Source organism: Mycobacterium gordonae (genome assembly GCF_001417955.2).
In the GTDB taxonomy this organism is placed as follows: Bacteria; Actinomycetota; Actinomycetes; order Mycobacteriales; family Mycobacteriaceae; genus Mycobacterium; species Mycobacterium gordonae_B.
Map to the genome: position 1 here is coordinate 377,307 of NZ_LKTM01000001.1, position 16,817 is coordinate 394,123.

At 66.9% G+C, this 16,817-nt stretch carries 14 protein-coding genes; 6 read left to right on the forward strand and 8 right to left on the reverse strand.

Going from position 1 to position 16,817, the window contains the following annotated elements; translation table 11 throughout:
• Positions 1 to 51: 51 nt before the first annotated feature.
• Positions 52 to 807, reverse strand: coding sequence for a L,D-transpeptidase (locus AO501_RS01775; RefSeq protein ID WP_055576041.1), 756 nt, complete (start codon positions 805 to 807; stop codon positions 52 to 54).
• Between the two features lie 190 nt (positions 808 to 997).
• Here AO501_RS01775 and AO501_RS01780 point away from each other — a divergent pair, with 190 nt between their 5' ends.
• Complete coding sequence (locus AO501_RS01780) at positions 998 to 1,927, forward strand: LysR family transcriptional regulator (RefSeq protein WP_055576161.1); 930 nt, start codon at positions 998 to 1,000, stop codon at positions 1,925 to 1,927.
• Here AO501_RS01780 and oxc read toward each other — a convergent pair.
• Complete coding sequence (oxc, locus tag AO501_RS01785) at positions 1,924 to 3,609, reverse strand: oxalyl-CoA decarboxylase (RefSeq protein WP_055576042.1); 1,686 nt, start codon at positions 3,607 to 3,609, stop codon at positions 1,924 to 1,926. The genes AO501_RS01780 and oxc overlap by 4 nt on opposite strands.
• A 181-nt stretch (positions 3,610 to 3,790) precedes the next feature.
• Between oxc and AO501_RS01790 the strand changes: the two genes are divergently transcribed.
• Positions 3,791 to 5,314 carry a FadD7 family fatty acid--CoA ligase gene (locus AO501_RS01790; RefSeq protein ID WP_055576043.1) on the forward strand — a complete coding sequence of 508 codons (1,524 nt, stop codon included), beginning with the start codon at positions 3,791 to 3,793 and terminating at the stop codon, positions 5,312 to 5,314.
• A gap of 12 nt (positions 5,315 to 5,326) precedes the next feature.
• On the opposite strand, the gene AO501_RS01795 is transcribed toward AO501_RS01790, so the two are convergent.
• Both AO501_RS01795 and AO501_RS01800 read right to left on the reverse strand, forming a co-directional pair.
• Positions 5,327 to 7,474 (reverse strand): elongation factor G-like protein EF-G2, encoded by a 2,148-nt coding sequence (locus AO501_RS01795; RefSeq protein WP_055576044.1) that lies wholly within the window; start codon positions 7,472 to 7,474, stop codon positions 5,327 to 5,329.
• A gap of 135 nt (positions 7,475 to 7,609) precedes the next feature.
• Positions 7,610 to 8,008 (reverse strand): TIGR03668 family PPOX class F420-dependent oxidoreductase, encoded by a 399-nt coding sequence (locus AO501_RS01800; protein WP_055576045.1) that lies wholly within the window; start codon positions 8,006 to 8,008, stop codon positions 7,610 to 7,612.
• Between the two features lie 263 nt (positions 8,009 to 8,271).
• On the opposite strand from AO501_RS01800, the gene AO501_RS01805 reads away from it, so the two are divergent.
• From AO501_RS01805 to AO501_RS01820, 4 genes are all read left to right on the forward strand, one after another.
• Positions 8,272 to 9,336 (forward strand): S1C family serine protease, encoded by a 1,065-nt coding sequence (locus AO501_RS01805; RefSeq protein ID WP_055576046.1) that lies wholly within the window; start codon positions 8,272 to 8,274, stop codon positions 9,334 to 9,336.
• A 110-nt stretch (positions 9,337 to 9,446) separates the two neighbouring features.
• On the forward strand, positions 9,447 to 11,240 hold the full coding sequence (treS, locus tag AO501_RS01810; protein ID WP_055576162.1) for a maltose alpha-D-glucosyltransferase: 1,794 nt from the start codon (positions 9,447 to 9,449) through the stop codon (positions 11,238 to 11,240).
• Positions 11,237 to 12,598, forward strand: coding sequence for a maltokinase N-terminal cap-like domain-containing protein (locus AO501_RS01815; RefSeq protein WP_055576047.1), 1,362 nt, complete (start codon positions 11,237 to 11,239; stop codon positions 12,596 to 12,598). The genes treS and AO501_RS01815 overlap by 4 nt, the downstream gene beginning before the upstream one ends.
• A gap of 48 nt (positions 12,599 to 12,646) precedes the next feature.
• Positions 12,647 to 13,327, forward strand: a complete 681-nt coding sequence (locus tag AO501_RS01820) for a YoaK family protein (RefSeq protein ID WP_082658317.1) — start codon at positions 12,647 to 12,649, stop codon at positions 13,325 to 13,327.
• 125 nt (positions 13,328 to 13,452) lie between these two features.
• Here the strand turns inward: AO501_RS01820 and ag85C are convergent, their stop codons facing one another.
• The 4 genes from ag85C to AO501_RS01840 form a co-directional block, all read right to left on the reverse strand.
• Positions 13,453 to 14,487, reverse strand: a complete 1,035-nt coding sequence (gene ag85C / locus AO501_RS01825; protein WP_055576048.1) for a diacylglycerol acyltransferase/mycolyltransferase Ag85C — start codon at positions 14,485 to 14,487, stop codon at positions 13,453 to 13,455.
• Between the two features lie 223 nt (positions 14,488 to 14,710).
• Positions 14,711 to 15,535, reverse strand: coding sequence for an ABC transporter permease (locus AO501_RS01830; RefSeq protein ID WP_055576049.1), 825 nt, complete (start codon positions 15,533 to 15,535; stop codon positions 14,711 to 14,713).
• Positions 15,525 to 16,331 carry an ATP-binding cassette domain-containing protein gene (locus AO501_RS01835; protein ID WP_156452251.1) on the reverse strand — a complete coding sequence of 269 codons (807 nt, stop codon included), beginning with the start codon at positions 16,329 to 16,331 and terminating at the stop codon, positions 15,525 to 15,527. The genes AO501_RS01830 and AO501_RS01835 overlap by 11 nt, the downstream gene beginning before the upstream one ends.
• Positions 16,322 to 16,783 (reverse strand): MarR family winged helix-turn-helix transcriptional regulator, encoded by a 462-nt coding sequence (locus tag AO501_RS01840; RefSeq protein WP_055576051.1) that lies wholly within the window; start codon positions 16,781 to 16,783, stop codon positions 16,322 to 16,324. Before AO501_RS01840 ends, AO501_RS01835 begins: the two co-directional genes overlap by 10 nt.
• Positions 16,784 to 16,817: the final 34 nt, after the last annotated feature.

Genomic DNA, 16,817 nt, shown 5'->3' on the forward strand with positions numbered 1-16,817 from the left:
TGACCATCTTCCGCTCCGCGAGTGTGACCGTCACCACACCCGCGCCGGAGATCAGGCGACCACGTCGATGGGATCGCCGATGTTCACCTGGTTGAAGTACCAGGCGGCGTTGTCCGGGCTCAGGTTGATGCAGCCATGGCTGACGTTGGCGTAGCCCTGGGAATTCACCGACCACGGCGCCGAATGTACGTACACGCCACTCGATGTCACGCGCACCGCGTACTGAGCGGTGATCAGGTAACCGTCCGAGGAGTTCAGCGGGATGCCGATGGTCCGCGAGTCCATCACGACGGAGCGCTCCTTGGACATGGCATTGAAGTTGCCGATCGGCGTGGGGCGGCTCGGCTTACCCATCGAGGCCGGCATGGTGCGCAGCACCTCGCCGTTGCGGCTGACGGTGAAGGTGTGTGCGGAGATGCTTGCCACACCGAGCAATTCGTCGCCGGTCTCGAAGCCCTCCGTCAGCTCCTGCACCCCGACCGAGATGTGGCTGTGCGCCGGCCAGTACCGGTCTGGCACCCACTGCACGATGTTGCCGTCCAGCCACTGGTAGTGGCCGGTGAGGTTGCCCGGTGAGCCGATGTGGATGGACCGCTCCGCGGCCCGGTGGTCGAGCACCGGCGCGGTGAACGTCACCTCCACCGGAGCTCCCACCCCGACCACCGCACCGTTGGACGGAAAGATCGAGGCCACCCCCGGCACCGGGTGGGGTACCGGGACAGCGCCGGTGGCGGGACTGCCCGACCCGGCCGCGGCCAGCGTCGCGCTCGCCGCCAGGACAAACAGATAACGAACCGCTCGACGCATGGCCTCACCCTTCGGGACGTGCGATAAACAAGACTCCTCATTCTAGTGGTTCTCCGGCGGGCGGGGGCCATAGCAAACAATTCCGGCCGATTCCGGCATAGCCGATGCGCGGTGAACACGTCGGACTGGTCTGCCCGGTGTGGACGCGTTAGCCTCAGCGGGTCGCGGCCCACGGCCCCAGGAGGTGCGGGTGCTCTTCCGTCAGCTCGAGTACTTCGTCGCGGTTGCCCAGGAGCGTCATTTCGCCCGCGCCGCCGAAAAGTGTTATGTCTCGCAACCTGCGCTGTCGGCGGCCATTGCCAAGCTCGAACGAGAACTCAACGTCACGTTGATCAACCGCGGGCACAGCTTCGAAGGCCTGACGCCCGAGGGGGAGCGGTTGGTGGTATGGGCCAAGCGAATTCTGGCCGAGCACGACGCCTTCAAGGCGGAAGTGCATGCGGTGCAGTCCGGCATCACCGGGACGCTGCGGCTCGGCACCGTGCCGACCGCCTCGACGACGGCGTCGCTGGTGCTGTCGGCCTTTTGCTCGGCCCACCCCTTGGCAAAGGTGCAGATCAGTTCCCGGCTGGCTGCCACGGAGCTGTACCGGCGGTTGCACGAATTCGAGCTCGACGCCGTCATCGCGCACCCGGCGGACGCGAAGGACAGCCAGGATGTGGCACTCGTGCCGCTGTACGAGGAGCAGTACGTGCTGCTGTCCCGGTCGGACATGCTGCCGCCCGGCGCGGCCACCGTGCGCTGGCCGGACGCGGCGCAACTGCCGCTGGCACTGCTCACGCCGGACATGCGCGACCGGCAGGTCATCGACGCGGCCTTCGCCGACCATGACATCACCGTCCACCCGCAGGTCGAAACGGATTCTGTCGCTTCACTGTTCGCGCAGGTGGCGAACGGCAACTGGGCGACCATCGTGCCGCACACCTGGCTGTGGATGACGCCGACGCGCGGCGAGATCCGGGCCGTAGAACTCGTCGACCCGGCACCCAGAGCGCTGATCGGGTTGGCCACCAACGCATCCGGTCCGGGATCGCCGGTGGCCCGCGCGCTGGTCGCCTCGGCGCAACACCTCGGCCTCGACGAATTCTTCGCCGCGCAGCTGCGCAGTCTCACCCACTAGGATCGTGCGGCGCTCTTGGGGTTGAGGCTTGCCAGATGCCCGCTCTCCACCCCGGCGGCGGGGTCGAGTTGACAGTCGATCAGGGCGGGTGCGCCGGACGCCAGTGCCTCGGACAGGGTCGCCTGTAGCTCGGTCGGTGTCGTGACGTGGTATCCCTTGCCGCCGAACGCTTCCGCAAGCAGCTCGTGACGTGCCCCGGAGTTGAGCACCGTGGGCGCCGGATCCGCGCCGGGCACCGATTCGTCGCCGCGGTAGACGCCGCCGTTGTTGAGAATGACGACGGTGACCGGCAGCCGGTACCGGCAGATCGTTTCGATCTCCATGCCGCTGAAGCCGAATGCGCTGTCGCCCTCGATGGCGACCACGGGCCGGCCGGTCTCGACCGCCGCGGCGATGGCGTAGCCCATGCCGATACCCATCACGCCCCACGTTCCGGTGTCGAGGCGGTGGCGGGGCAACTCCATGTCGATGACATTGCGGGCCAGGTCCAGCGCGTTGGCTCCCTCGTTGACCACGTAGACGTCCGGGTTACGTTGCAGCACAGTGCGAATGGCGCGGAGTGCATTGTAGAACCGCATGGGGTGCGGGTCCTCGGCCAGCCGCTCGGACAGCTTGGCGTCGTTGCGGGCCTTCCGCTCGGCGAGTTCGGCGTTCCACGACTGTGACGCGCTGATCGGGTGGGTGGCCAAACCGTCCCGCAGCGCCGACACCACCGATTCGATGTCACCCGCGAGCGGTGCCTCGATCGGCTGGTTGCTGTCGAACTCCGTGGCCGCGATGTCGATCTGGATGAACTTGCTGTCCGGCGCCCACTGCGGCGAATCACCATGTCCGAGTAGCCAATTGAGTCGGGCGCCGACCAGCAGCACCACATCGGCGCGAGCGATCGCCAGCGACCGGGCGGCCGCGGCCGACTGTGGGTGCGAGTCCGGTAGCAGGCCCTTGGCCATCGACATCGGCAGATAGGGCAACCCGGTGCTCTCCACGAAGTCCCGAATCACCCTGTCCGCCTGCGCGTAAGCGGCGCCCTTGCCCAACACGATCAGCGGCCGTTGCGCGGCCGCGAGCAGCTCGAGTGCCCGCTCGACCGCGTCGGGCGCCGGCAGCTGGCGGGGGGCGGGATCCACCACGCGCCACACCGAAGCGGCGCCGGCAGCCACGTCCATGGCCTGTCCGAGCACTTCGCCCGGGATGTCCAGATAGACACCTCCCGGCCGACCGGATAACGCCGTGCGGATCGCCCTGGCGACACCGCGTCCGATGTCCTCGACGCGTGCGATCCGGTAGGCCGCTTTGACGAATGGGCGCGCGGCGTTGAGTTGATCGATGTCCTGGTAGTCACCGCGTTGCAGGTCGACCACCGCCCGCCCGCTGGATCCGGAGATCTGGATCATCGGAAAGCAGTTGGTGGTGGCATTCGCCAGGGCGGGAAGCCCGTTGAGGAAACCCGGACCCGAGGTCGTCAGGCACACACCGGGGCGCCGGGTCAGAAATCCGGCCGCGGCCGCGGCATTACCGGCGGAGCCTTCGTGACGGAAACCGAGATACCGGATCCCGGCGTCCTGTGCGGTGCGTGCCAGATCGGTGATGGGGATGCCGACAACGCCGTAGATGGTCTCCACGTCGTTGGCCTTCAGCGCATCCACCACCAGGTGGAAGCCGTCGGTCAGCGGTTCGGTCATGGGGCCGCCCCTCTCTTGGCTGTTCTCTCGGCACTCACTGTCGTCCGCTTTGGCGACCGTGTCCAAGACGGGGCCGCTATCCGGTGATTCACGCTGTTTATCGACTGTTAGGGGATCAGTATTGGACAGCGGTTATCGGCACCGGCAGGGTTCTCGGTAAGCCCGGACAAAGGAGCGTCTGATGACTTCCGTGCAGAATTCACGCGTCACCGATCTGATCGAGGCCGCGGCCACCGAGGCGCCGGACGCGCGTGCGCTGGTCGTCACCGCCGACCGCGTCCCGATCACCTACCGCGACCTGCTGCGCCTGGCCGACGATCTGGCCGCTCAACTCAGTGGTGCGGGCCTGGCGCCGGGGGACCGGGTCGCCTTACGGGCGGGCAGTAACGCCGAGTTCGTCGTCGCGTTGCTGGCAGCGTTACGGGCCGGCCTGATCGTGGTCCCGCTGGACCCGGCCCTGCCGGTTGCGGATCAACGCGCGCGTAGCGAAGCGGCCGGTGCCCGGGCGGTGCTGGTCGACGGCGAGGGTTCCGAGTGGTGGCCGGTTGCGGTGACGTCCGTGGACGGCGAGTGGACGGCCCAACTGAAAGCCTCGACTGAACCGGGGCCGGTGACGGACTCCCCGGCGGGACTGCACGACGACGACGCGATGATCATGTTCACCGGTGGCACCACCGGACTGCCCAAGATGGTGCCCTGGACGCACGACAACATCGCCGGCTCGGTGCGGGCCATCGTCGCGGGTTATCAACTGGGTCCGCGCGACGCCACGGTCGCGGTCATGCCGCTCTACCATGGCCACGGGCTGATCGCCGCCTTGATGTCCACTCTGGCATCCGGCGGCACGGTGTTGCTGCCCGCGCGGGGCAGGTTCTCGGCGCACACCTTCTGGGACGACATCGACGCGGTGGGAGCGACCTGGTACACGGCCGTGCCGACCATCCATCAGATCCTGCTGGAAAGGGCTGCCGCCGCGCCGGCCGAAAGCCCCAGAGCGACATTGCGTTTCATCCGCAGTTGCAGCGCACCGCTGACGCCCGAGGTGGCCCGGGCGCTGCAGCTGGAGTTCTCGGCGCCCGTGCTGTGCGCCTTCGGGATGACCGAGGCCACCCACCAGGTGGCCAGCACGGGTATCGATCAGGAGGTCAACCCCGCCGTCTCCACCGGTCTGGTGGGCCGCTCCACCGGGCCGCAGATCCGCATCGCCGGGAACGACGGGGCGCCCCTGCAGCCGGGTGCCGTCGGCGAAGTGTGGCTGCGTGGCGCCACCGTGGTGCGGGGTTACCTCGGGGACCCGAAGATCACCGAGGCGAACTTCACCGACGGCTGGTTGCGGACCGGCGATCTGGGGACGCTCTCGGAGGACGGCGACCTCAGCATCCGCGGGCGGATCAAGGAACTCATCAACCGCGGCGGGGAGAAGATTTCGCCGGAGCGCGTCGAAGGAGTTCTGGCCACCCATCCGAATGTGTTGGAGGTGGCCGTGTTCGGGGTGCCGCATCCGATGTACGGCGAAGCCGTCGCGGCCGTCCTGGTGCCGCGGGGTTCCGCCCCGGGTGCCGAGGAGCTTACCGAGTTCTGCCGGGATCGGTTGGCGCCGTTCGAGATTCCCGCTACCTTCCAGCTGGCCGATGAATTGCCGCACACCGCCAAAGGCTCCCTGGACCGGCGTGCGGTGTCGGCCCGGTTCGGCCGGCCGGAGTGACGTCGCCGACGATCACACCGTCGTCTTCACCCGGGCCGCGGCGGATTCGGGCATCGGCTCATAGCGGGCGAACGACCGGGTGAACGACGCGGCCCCGTGCGCCAGCGAGCGCAGGTCGATGGCGTAGCGGGTCAATTCGACCTGCGGCACTTCGGCCTTCACCAGCGTGCGCTCATGGCCGGCGGTGTCGGTCCCCAGCACGCGGCCCCGGCGGCCGGACAGGTCACCCATCACCGCGCCGACGTAGTCATCGGGAACCAGCACGGAAATCTCGTCGATCGGCTCGAGCAGGATCACCTTCGTCGCCGCAGCGGCCTCGCGCAGCGCCAGGGAGCCGGCCATCTGGAATGCGAAGTCCGACGAGTCGACGCTGTGTGCCTTGCCGTCGAGCAGGGTCACCCGGATGTCGACCATCGGATAGCCGGCGTGCACACCCTTTTCCATCTGCGCCCGGACGCCCTTCTCCACGCTGGGGATGAACTGGCGCGGCACCGCGCCGCCGACCACCTTGTCCACGAACTCGAAGCCGGTGCCCTCCGGCAGCGGTTCCACCTCGATGTCGCACACCGCATACTGGCCGTGGCCGCCGGACTGCTTGACGTGCCGGCCGTGCCCTTTCGCCTTGCCGCCCAGCGTCTCTCGCAGCGGCACCCGCAACTCGACGGTGTCCACGGTGACCCCGTAGCGGCCGGCCAGGGCTTCGAGCACGACGCCGACGTGCGCCTCGCCCATGCACCAGAGCACCACCTGATGTGTCTCCGGGTTCTGTTCGATGCGCAGGGTCGGATCCTCGGCGGCCAATCTCCCCAACCCGACCGAGAGCTTGTCCTCGTCGGTCTTGGCGTGCGCCTGGATGGCGACCGGCAACAGCGGTTCGGGCATCGTCCACGGCTTGAGCACCAGCGGTTCGGACTTGTCCGACAGCGTGTCCCCGGTTTCTGCCCGGCTCAGCTTGCCGATCGCGCAGATGTCGCCGGCCACCACGGCGGACGCGGGCCGTTGCTGCTTTCCCAGCGGGAACGACAGCACCCCGATGCGCTCGTCCTCGTCATGGTCGGGGTGGTTGGCGCCATGCCCGTTAGAGGGGCCGAAGAACGACGAGAAGTGGCCTGACACATGGACGGTCGCGTCCGGCTTGATGGTGCCGGAGAACACCCGGACCAGGCTGACCCGCCCGACATACGGGTCCGACGTCGTCTTGACCACTTCGGCGAGCAGTGGTGCGTCGACGTCGCAGGCCAATTCCTCGTGGGTGGCGCCCTGCGGCGTGAACACGTCCGGAAGCGGGTGTTCGCGCGGCGACGGGAAACCCCGGGTGGCGACCTCCAGCAGTTCGTGGGTGCCCACCCCGGTGCTGCTGCATACCGGGATCACCGGAAAGAACGACCCGCGGGCCACCGCCTTCTCCAGATCCTGGATCAGGACCGATTCGTCGATCACCTCGCCGCCGAGGTAACGCTCCATGAGCGACTCGTCCTCGGACTCCTCGATGATGCCCTCGATCAGGCTGCCCCGGGCCTCTTCGATGCGGTCGGCTTCGGAGGTGTCGGGCGCCGACTCGGTGCGCTTACCGTCGGCATAGTTGTACTGGGTCTGCGACAGCAGCCCGATCAAGCCGTCACCGGCCGGCAGGTACAACGGTAAGACCTTGTCGCCGAACGCGTTCTGCGCGGCATCGAGCGCCTCGGCATAGTTGGCGCGGGCATGGTCGAGCTTGGTGACCACCACCGCACGCGGCATCCCGACCTGGCTGCACTCCTGCCACAGCGACTTGGTGGGTTCGTCGACACCTTCGTTGGCCGCGATGACGAACAGGGCGCAGTCGGCGGCGCGCAGACCGGCGCGCAGCTCACCGACGAAGTCGGCGTATCCGGGTGTGTCGACGAGGTTCACCTTGACGCCGGCGTGCGACAGCGACGCCACCGCGACGCCGACCGACCGTTGCTGGCGGATCTCGGCGTCGTCGAAGTCGCAGACCGTGCTGCCGTCGGTGACCGACCCGGGCCGTGACAACACGCCGCCCGCAACCAGCAGGGCTTCGATGAGGGTGGTCTTGCCGCCGCCGGAGGGCCCGACCAGCACGACGTTGCGGATACCGTCCGGACCGGTTGCCGTGGGGGCCGTACCTGCGCCCGGGGATCCGCTCACTCTGTCGGCCATGACAATCCTCCAGTTCTCCCGGGGTGCCGCCGACTCCCGTACGCGGCGTGATCCAGCCCACAGGACGCAAGGGCAACTTTTCTCTCAATGGCGGCCCCGCACAAGGGTCGGCCGTGCCCCTGTGTCACTGCGAAGTCAGGCGTGCCAGCCCGACCAGCGCGTCGCGGTTACGGCGATCACCGGGCCGTCCAGCGAAACGGATTGGTACTGCGGGTATTTCGCGCTCAGCAACCGGTAACCGGTGCGCAAGGCGTCGCCGTCGGCCGCGACGGTGGCAATGCCGTCCACCCGAATCCACCACAATTGCGTCCAATCCGGCGCATAGTGGTCGACCAGCAGGCTCACCGCCGGGTTTTGCTCGATGTTGGCCAGCCGGCGCAGTTGCTTGGTCTTCTTGGGCTTGGCATCGACCGCGGTATAGATGACGTCTCCGTCGACGGCGAAGACCACCGGAACCAGGTGCGGCGTGCCGTCGGGCCGCACGGTGGCCAGCCGCGCTACCGGCGATCCAGCGAACCACGCCCGGGTGTCCACGCAACCAGCCTAGAACCGCCGCAAAGGCCGGTGATGTGAGTCACCACCGGCCTTTTGGATTAGGCCGTCGGCGGGTCCGTCGGCTTAGGCTGCATTTGACTCGATGCCCATTTGACCCGGACCCGATCCGGCATTTCGCCGAATTGGTGCCTGACCACCGTTTAAATGGGTATCTGGATTACGGTGGTACCGACAACGGAGCCGCCGCCCGGACCTTACGGCTGGGATAATTGACTATTCACCCGACGCAGGAGGTATACCGGATGAGCAAATCGCGCCACCGTTCATTCAGGTGGTCATGGCTGGTTGCCGTCATGGCCGTCGTGGGAATGGTCTCCGGACTGGGTCTGGCAACTCCGCCGGTGACCGCGCACGCGGCGCCGTACAAGCAGTACCCGTCGGTTCCGCTGGACCCGTCGGCGCTTGTCGGTCAGGTGGGCCCCCAGGTGGTCAACATCAACACCAAGCTGGGCTACAACAACGCGGTGGGCGCCGGTACCGGCATCGTCATCGACCCCAACGGCGTCGTGCTGACCAACAACCACGTCATCTCGGGAGCCACCGACATCAGCGCCTTCAGCGTCGGCGACGGCCGCACCTACGGCGTCGACGTGGTCGGTTACGACCGCACCCAGGACGTCGCGGTGCTGCAGCTGCGCGGAGCGGGCGGCCTACCCACCGCGTCCATCGGCGGCGGCGTCAGCGTCGGTGAGCCGGTCGTGGCGATGGGCAACACCGGCGGCCAGGGTGGCACCCCGCGCGCGGTGGCCGGCAAGGTGCTGGCCGTCAACCAGACCGTCCAGGCATCGGACTCCCTGACCGGGGCCGCCGAGACGCTGAACGGACTGATCCAGTTCGACGGCGCGATCCAGCCCGGCGATTCCGGCGGACCGGTGGTCAACGGCGCCGGTCAGGTGGTTGGCATGAACACCGCGGCCACCGAGAACTTCCAGATGTCACAGGGCGGTCAGGGCTTCGCGATTCCGATCGGAACGGCGATCAGCATCGCCAACAACATCCGGTCCGGTGGCGGTTCGCCCACCGTGCACGTCGGCCCGACGGCCTTCCTCGGACTCGGCGTCGTCGACAACAACGGCAGCGGTGCCCGCGTCCAGCGGGTCGTCGCCAACGCTCCCGCCGCGGCCGCCGGGATCTCCAACGGCGACATCATCACCGCACTCGACGGGACGCCGATCAACTCGGCCACCGCGATGTCCGATGCGCTCAACGGCCACCACCCGGGCGACATGGTCTCCATCAGCTTCACCTCGAAAACCGGCGTCGCGCGCACCGAGAACGTCACGCTGGCGGAGGGCCCCCCGGCCTGATCGAGTCAATTCATTTGGCGCTGGCCGTGATTCACGGTGAGGTTCGGAGTCAGGTGGCTTCGGGTGATTCTTAACCAGGTGCGTCGGGTACCCGTGGCATCGTGGATTTGATGAATGACGCGATAAGCGCCTCAAGGCAAGATCCCGCACACCATCCAGCGGAGGGCAGCCACGTCGAAGGGGGTGTGGTCGAGCACCCGACCGCCGAGGACTTCGACAACGCGGCTGCCCTGCCCGCGGATCCGACGTGGTTCAAGCACGCCGTGTTCTACGAGGTGCTGGTCCGGGCGTTCTTCGACTCGAACGCCGACGGCTCCGGTGACCTGCGTGGACTCATCGAACGGCTGGATTATCTGCAGTGGCTGGGGGTGGACTGCCTGTGGCTGCCGCCGTTCTACGATTCGCCGCTGCGCGACGGCGGTTATGACATCCGCGACTTCTACAAGGTGCTGCCCGACTTCGGCACCGTCGAGGACTTCGTCGCGCTGATCGACGAGGCTCACGCCCGCGGCATCCGCGTGATCACCGACCTTGTGATGAATCACACTTCGGACTCGCATCCCTGGTTTCAGGAGTCGCGGCACGACCCCGATGGCCCGTACGGCGACTTCTATGTCTGGAGTGACACCAGCGAGAAGTACACCGACGCCCGGATCATCTTCATCGACACCGAGGAGTCGAACTGGACCTTCGACCCGGTGCGCAAGCAGTTCTACTGGCACCGGTTCTTCTCGCACCAACCGGACCTGAACTACGACAACCCGGCCGTGCAGGAAGCGATGATCGACGTGCTGCGGTTCTGGCTCGGGCTGGGCATCGACGGGTTCCGGCTGGACGCGGTGCCGTACCTGTTCGAGCGCGAGGGCACCAACTGCGAGAACCTGCCCGAGACGCACGCCTTCCTCAAGCGGGTGCGCAAGGTCGTCGATGACGAGTATCCCGGTCGGGTGCTGCTGGCCGAGGCCAATCAGTGGCCGGCCGACGTCGTCGAGTACTTCGGCGACCCCACCACCGGCGGCGACGAATGCCACATGGCGTTCCACTTCCCGTTGATGCCGCGCATCTTCATGGCGGTGCGCCGGGAGTCCCGGTTTCCGATCTCGGAGATCCTGGCCCAGACGCCCGACATCCCCGACCTGGCTCAGTGGGGCATCTTCCTGCGCAACCACGACGAGCTGACGCTGGAGATGGTCAGCGACGAGGAACGCGACTACATGTACGCGGAGTACGCCAAGGATCCGCGGATGAAGGCCAACGTGGGTATCCGGCGCCGCTTGGCGCCGTTGCTGGACAACGACCGCAACCAGATGCAGCTGTTCACGGCGCTGTTGCTGTCCCTACCCGGCTCGCCGGTGCTGTACTACGGCGACGAGATCGGCATGGGCGACGTGATCTGGCTCGGCGACCGCGACGGTGTGCGGACTCCGATGCAGTGGACCCCGGACCGCAATGCCGGGTTCTCCACCGCTAACCCAGGCCGGCTGTTCCTGCCGACCAACCAGGACTCGGTGTACGGCTACCAGGCGGTCAACGTGGAGGCGCAACGGGACACCTCGACGTCGCTGCTCAACTGGACCCGCACGATGCTCGCGGTGCGGCGCCGGCACGACGCCTTCGCCATCGGGTCATTTCACGAACTCGGCGGGTCCAATCCGTCCGTCCTGGCCTATGTGCGGGAAGTGCCGCGTGAGAACGCAGAGAACGACGTCGTGTTGTGCGTCAACAATCTGTCTCGGTTCCCTCAGCCGATCGAACTGAACCTTCAGCAGTGGAACAACTACACCCCAATCGAACTCACCGGACAGGTGGAATTCCCGCGGATCGGGCACCTGCCTTATCTGCTCACGCTCCCGGGACACGGTTTCTACTGGTTCCAGCTGTCCGCTTCCGAGGAGGACCGATGACCCGCCCGACGATGCCCGCAAGCCTGCCCTGGGCGGACTGGCTTCCGCAGCAACGCTGGTATGCCGGCCGCAACCGGCAGCTCTCCACCGCCGATGTGTCAGTGGTGGTGCCGTTACGGGAGAACCTGGACGTGGTGCTGGTCGACGTCGGTTATGCCGACGGCTTCACCGAGCGCTACCAGGTGATCGTCGGCTGGGACACCGAGCCGGTCACCGAATACAGCACCCTGGCGACCATCGGTTCGGTCGAAGACCACACCGCGTTCGACGCGCTGTACGACCCGTCGGCCGCCAAGTTCCTGCTCTCGCTGATCGACTCCGCGGCGGTACGGGGCGAATCCGGCAATCAGATCAGGTTCGCCAAAGAGCCCGACGTGAAACTGCCGCTGGACGCCTACCCCCGGGTGTCCGACGCCGAGCAGAGCAACACCAGCGTGATCTTCGACCGGGCGCCGTGCGCCATCTTCAAGGTGTTCCGCCGCGTCAGCCCCGGCATCAATCCCGACATCGAGCTCAATCGGGTGCTGGGCCGGGCGGGGAATGTCCACGTGGCCAAGTTGTTCGGTGCCTACGAGCTGGGTTCGCCCGGCGATCCGGACGCGTCGTCGCCGCTGGGCATGGTCACCGCGTTCGCGGCCAACGCCGCCGAAGGCTGGGCAATGGCCACCGCGAGCGTGCGCGACCTGTTCGCCGAGGGCGACCTCTACGCCCACGAGGTCGGTGGAGACTTCGCCGGCGAGTCCTACCGGCTCGGCGAGGCGGTGGCGTCCGTGCACGCCACGCTGGCCGAGACGCTGGGGACATCGCAGACCACGTTCCCGCTGGACCATGTGCTGACGCGGCTCAGCGCTGCCGTTGCCGCGGTGCCCGAACTCGAGCAGTATGCGGCGACGATCCAAGAGCGGTTCGCCAAGCTCGCCGACGAGCAGATCACCGTGCAACGCGTGCACGGCGATCTGCACCTGGGACAGGTGCTGCGGACGCCGGAGAGCTGGGTGCTGATCGATTTCGAAGGCGAGCCGGGCCAGCCGCTGGCCGAACGGCGGGCGCCCGACTCACCGCTGCGCGACGTGGCGGGGGTGTTGCGGTCCTTCGAGTACGCGGCGTACGGGCCGTTGGTGGAGAACGCCGCCGACAAGCAGAAGGCGGCGCGGGCCCGGGAGTGGGTCGAGCGCAATCGCACCGCGTTCTGTGACGGGTACGCGGCCGCGTCCGGAATCGATCCGCGTGATTCGGCGCTGCTGCTGGCGGCTTATGAACTCGACAAGGCGGTGTACGAAACGGGCTACGAGGCGCGGCACCGTCCCACGTGGCTGCCGATACCGCTGCGGTCGATCGCCCGGCTGACGACGGCCTGACCCAAGCTCGGCCGCGCCGTCGGCTCCGGTCTCTGGGAGCATGCTCGTGTGCAGAAAGAGATGTACGACAGCGAAGCCAGACTTGCCTGGGTGCTGGCCGCGTTGGCCGGGGTGCTCGGGGCCACCGCCTTCACCCACTCCGAGGGGTATTTCGTCACGTTCATGACCGGCAACGCACAGCGTGCCGTGCTGGGCGTGTTCCGTGACGACGTGACGTTGTCGTTGAGTGCGGGCACGCTGCTGCTGTGTTTCGTGACCGGCGTGATCGTCTCCTCGGTGTGCCGCCGCCGGTTCTGGGCGGAACACCCGCACGGCCCCACCGTGCTGACCACGTTCTGTCTGGTGTTCGCCACCGGCCTGGACATCGTGCTGGGCGGCTGGGAGCAAACCCTGCTGGATTTCGTGCCGATCATGTTCGTGGTCTTCGGCATCGGTGCGCTGAACACTTCCTTCGTGAAAGACGGTGAAGTGTCGGTGCCGCTGAGTTACGTGACCGGCACGCTGGTCAAGATGGGCCAGGGCATCGAGCGCCACATGGCCGGCGGGAAAATCGAGGACTGGTTCGGCTATTTCATGATGCTCGCGACGTTCATGCTGGGCGCCGCGATCGGGGGCGCGATCAGTTTGGTGGTCAGCGGCACCCAGATGCTCGGTGTCGCCGCGTTCGTCTGTGCGGTGACGACCTGTTACACCTACCTGCACGCCGATCGGCGCGGGTTGCTGGATTAGTTGGGCTGTAAAAAGGAACATCGGCAGCAGCGCTGGCCGGGTGCGCTGCTACCTTCCAAAAAGGAACATCGGCAGCAGCGCTGGCCGTTGCGCTGCTGCCGATGTGGTCTCTGGGACTGCGGTGGTCAGGTTCCCGCGGCCGGAGGGGTGGCCGGTGCCGGAGCGGGCGCCGGCGCAGCGTTGACCGCGTTGATCACTTGCAGCATGTCGGGCTTCATCGCCATCAACTGCTGGTTCCAGTAGTTCCAGGAGTGGGTGCCGTTACCCGGGAACTGGAACACCCCGTTGCGCCCGCCATTGGCCGCGTAGGTCTGCTGGAACTGCTGGTTGGTGCGCAGCGTCAGGCCCTCGAGGAACTTCGCCGGCATGTTGTCGCCGCCGAGGTCGCTGGGGGTGCCGTTGCCGCAGTAGACCCAGATCCGGGTGTTGTTGGCGACCAACCGCGGGATCTGCATCATCGGGTCGTTGCGCTTCCACGCCGGGTCGCTGGACGGGCCCCACATGCTGTTGGCGTTGTAGCCGCCCGCGTCGTTCATCGCCAGCCCGATGAGCGTCGGCCACCAACCCTCCGACGGGTTGAGGAAGCCCGACAGCGACGCGGCGTAGGGGAACATCTGCGGGTAGTACGCGGCCATCACCAGGGCAGAGCCACCCGACATCGAAAGTCCCACAACGGAGTTGCCGACCGGCGAGGTGCCCTTGTTGGCCTGCAGCCAGGCGGGCATCTCCCGGGTCAGGAACGTCTCCCACTTGTAGGTGTAATTCTGGCCGTTGCCCTGCGACGGCTGGTACCAGTCGCTGTAGAAGCTGGACTGACCGCCGACCGGCATGATCACCGAAAGGCCGGAGTTGTAGAACTCCTCGAACGCGGGCGTGTTGATGTCCCAGCCGCTGTAGTCGTCCTGGGCGCGCAGGCCGTCCAGCAGGTAGACCGAATGCGCTCCGCCACCCTGGAATTGGACCCGGATGTTCCGGCCCATCGCCTGCGACGGGATCTGCAGGTACTCGACCGGCAGGCCTGGCCGCGAGAACGCGCCCGCGGTGGCCGACCCGCCGACCGCGCTGACGAGACCGGTCAGCAGTGCGGCGCCCATAACCGCGAACGCCAACCTGCGAGGCATGGTTATCGCTGCGCCACACAGCTTTTCAACGAACTTCATCGTTTTACCCATCCCACTTTCATCTGCCGCTCGTGCGGTGGAATCTGTTCTTGGGCGAGTGAAACACAGTCGGCGGAGCCTTCAAGCCCGTCGCGGCCGTAGAACTTTGTCGCGGTCTGCTAACGATTGGGATTCGGCCCCGAGACCCGTCGTCGTGGTCACTATCGGGTAACGAAAGGCCACCGGAAAGGCATCGCTGTCTTCCCGTCCGGCAACGAATGCGCTAGGCGACCAGCCGACGCAAAAACGTTGACGCCGTGATGATCCCGACAATCGGCGCCAGCACCAGCACGATGACGTCCGCGAGGTGGAACGGGGTGCCGATCAGCAGCGCGCGCAGCACGTCGACCTCGTAACTGAGCGGGTTGACCTTACTCAGTGCATGCAACCAGCCGGGCATCACATCAACCGGATACAGCGCGTTGGACGCGAAGAACAAGGGCATGGTGATGGCCTGGCCGATGCCCATCAATCGATCGCGGTTGCGTACCAGGCCGGCCAAAGTCATTGACAGGCAGGCGAAGAACGCGGCACCGAGCATGACGGCGGCCATCGCGCCCAGAATCCGCAGCGGATTGACGGTCAGTCCGATGCCCATCGCGTAGGCCAGTGCCAGCACGCCGACGACCTGGGCCACCGACCGCACACCGGCCGCGAACGACTTGCCGGTGATCAGCGCCGACGCCGGCGCGGGTGTGACCATCAGCTTCGCCAGGACACCTGAGTCGCGGTCCCAGATGATCTGGATGCCATAGAAAATCGAGATGAACAGCGCCGACTGGGCGATGATCCCCGGCGCCAGAAACGCCTGATAGGACACGTTGCCGGTGTCGATGACACGCAGGTGGCTGAACGTGGTGCCGAAGATCAGCAGCCATAGCGCGGGCTGCACCATCCGCATGACCAGCTCGGTCCGGTCGTGCCGCAACTTCTGCAATTCCACGATCGCGAACGCGCCGACGCGGCTCAATGTTGCTCTGGCTCTGTCCAATCCGTGCGGAGCGCGGACCAGATCGACGGTATGCGGGTGGGTGTGATCAACCGACACGGCGAGCAACCCTTCTGGCGGAACGGATTTGACGGATGTCGGCGGCGTCGTCGGTGAGGCCGGTTGCCGAGTAATGGCGGAAGACATCTTCGAGGGTGGCCTCCGGCGACACGGTCGCCTTCAACTCCTCGGGGGTTCCCACCGCCTGCAGCGCACCGTGATGCATCAGCGCGACCCGGTCGCACAGCGCGTCCGCCTCTTCCATGTAATGGGTGGTCAGCAGGACGGTCATGCCGAACTGCTCCTGCATCTTGCGGACCTGCGTCCACACACCGTCGCGTGCGATCGGATCCAGGCCGACGGTCGGTTCGTCCAGCACCAGCAGCGAGGGCCGGTTGACCAGGGCCTGGGCCACCTCGAGTCGACGCACCATACCCCCGGAGTAGCTCGATGCCAGCTTGTCGGCGACATCGAGCAGATCCATGGCCGCCAATGCCTGCTCAACGCGCTGGGTGCGCTCCGCGCGCGGGACGCCGTACAGCCGGGCGAACCACGTCACGTTCTGCCGGCCGGTCAACGCTGTCTCGATCGAAAGTTGTTGCGGCACATAACCGATGTTGCTGCGGATGTCGATCGTCTGGCTCCGCGCGTCCAGCCCGAAGACGCGCAGTTCGCCGTGCTGGACCGGTGCCAGCGTGGTCAGCACCCGCACCACTGTGGTCTTGCCGGCGCCATTGGGGCCCAACAGGCCCATCGTCTCGCCGGGGTGCACCGTGAAAGTCACATCGTCGACGGCCGTGTGCTGGCCGTAACGATAGGTCAGGTGCCGGCAGTCGATCGCCTCGGTCATGTGCATCGCTCCTGCAGCTTCCTGGTCATCTCCTCGAGCACCTCCAGCCCCTTGGCCAATACCCCGATCTGGTGGTCGTCAAGCTCGTCGAGCAGGTCGTGGAGGACCGCCCGGCGTGTGGCCGCGGTCGCGTCCATCACCTGCTGCGCCGAATCGGTCAGCCGCAACCGGCTCACCCGCCGGTCCGCCGGGTCCGCGGTCCGTTCCAGCAGTCCCGCGCAGGACAGCTTTGACACCAGGGTGGAGGCGGTGTTGGGCACCAGGCCCAACTCGGCGGCTGCGACGCTCACCGACACTCCTGGGCGCCGCGAGACCAGGCGCAACAGCTCGGCCTGCGATTCGGAGAGCTGGCCGGCCGGGTAGCCGGTGCCGGCTGCTCGCCGCAGCTGACGGCGGAACCTGCCCAGGATCCGCGGCACGTCAGCGGCCAGATCGGTTTTCGCGGTGTTCGTAGTCACTTCAGCCCATAATAGCTCTGTAGGCGAGCTATTT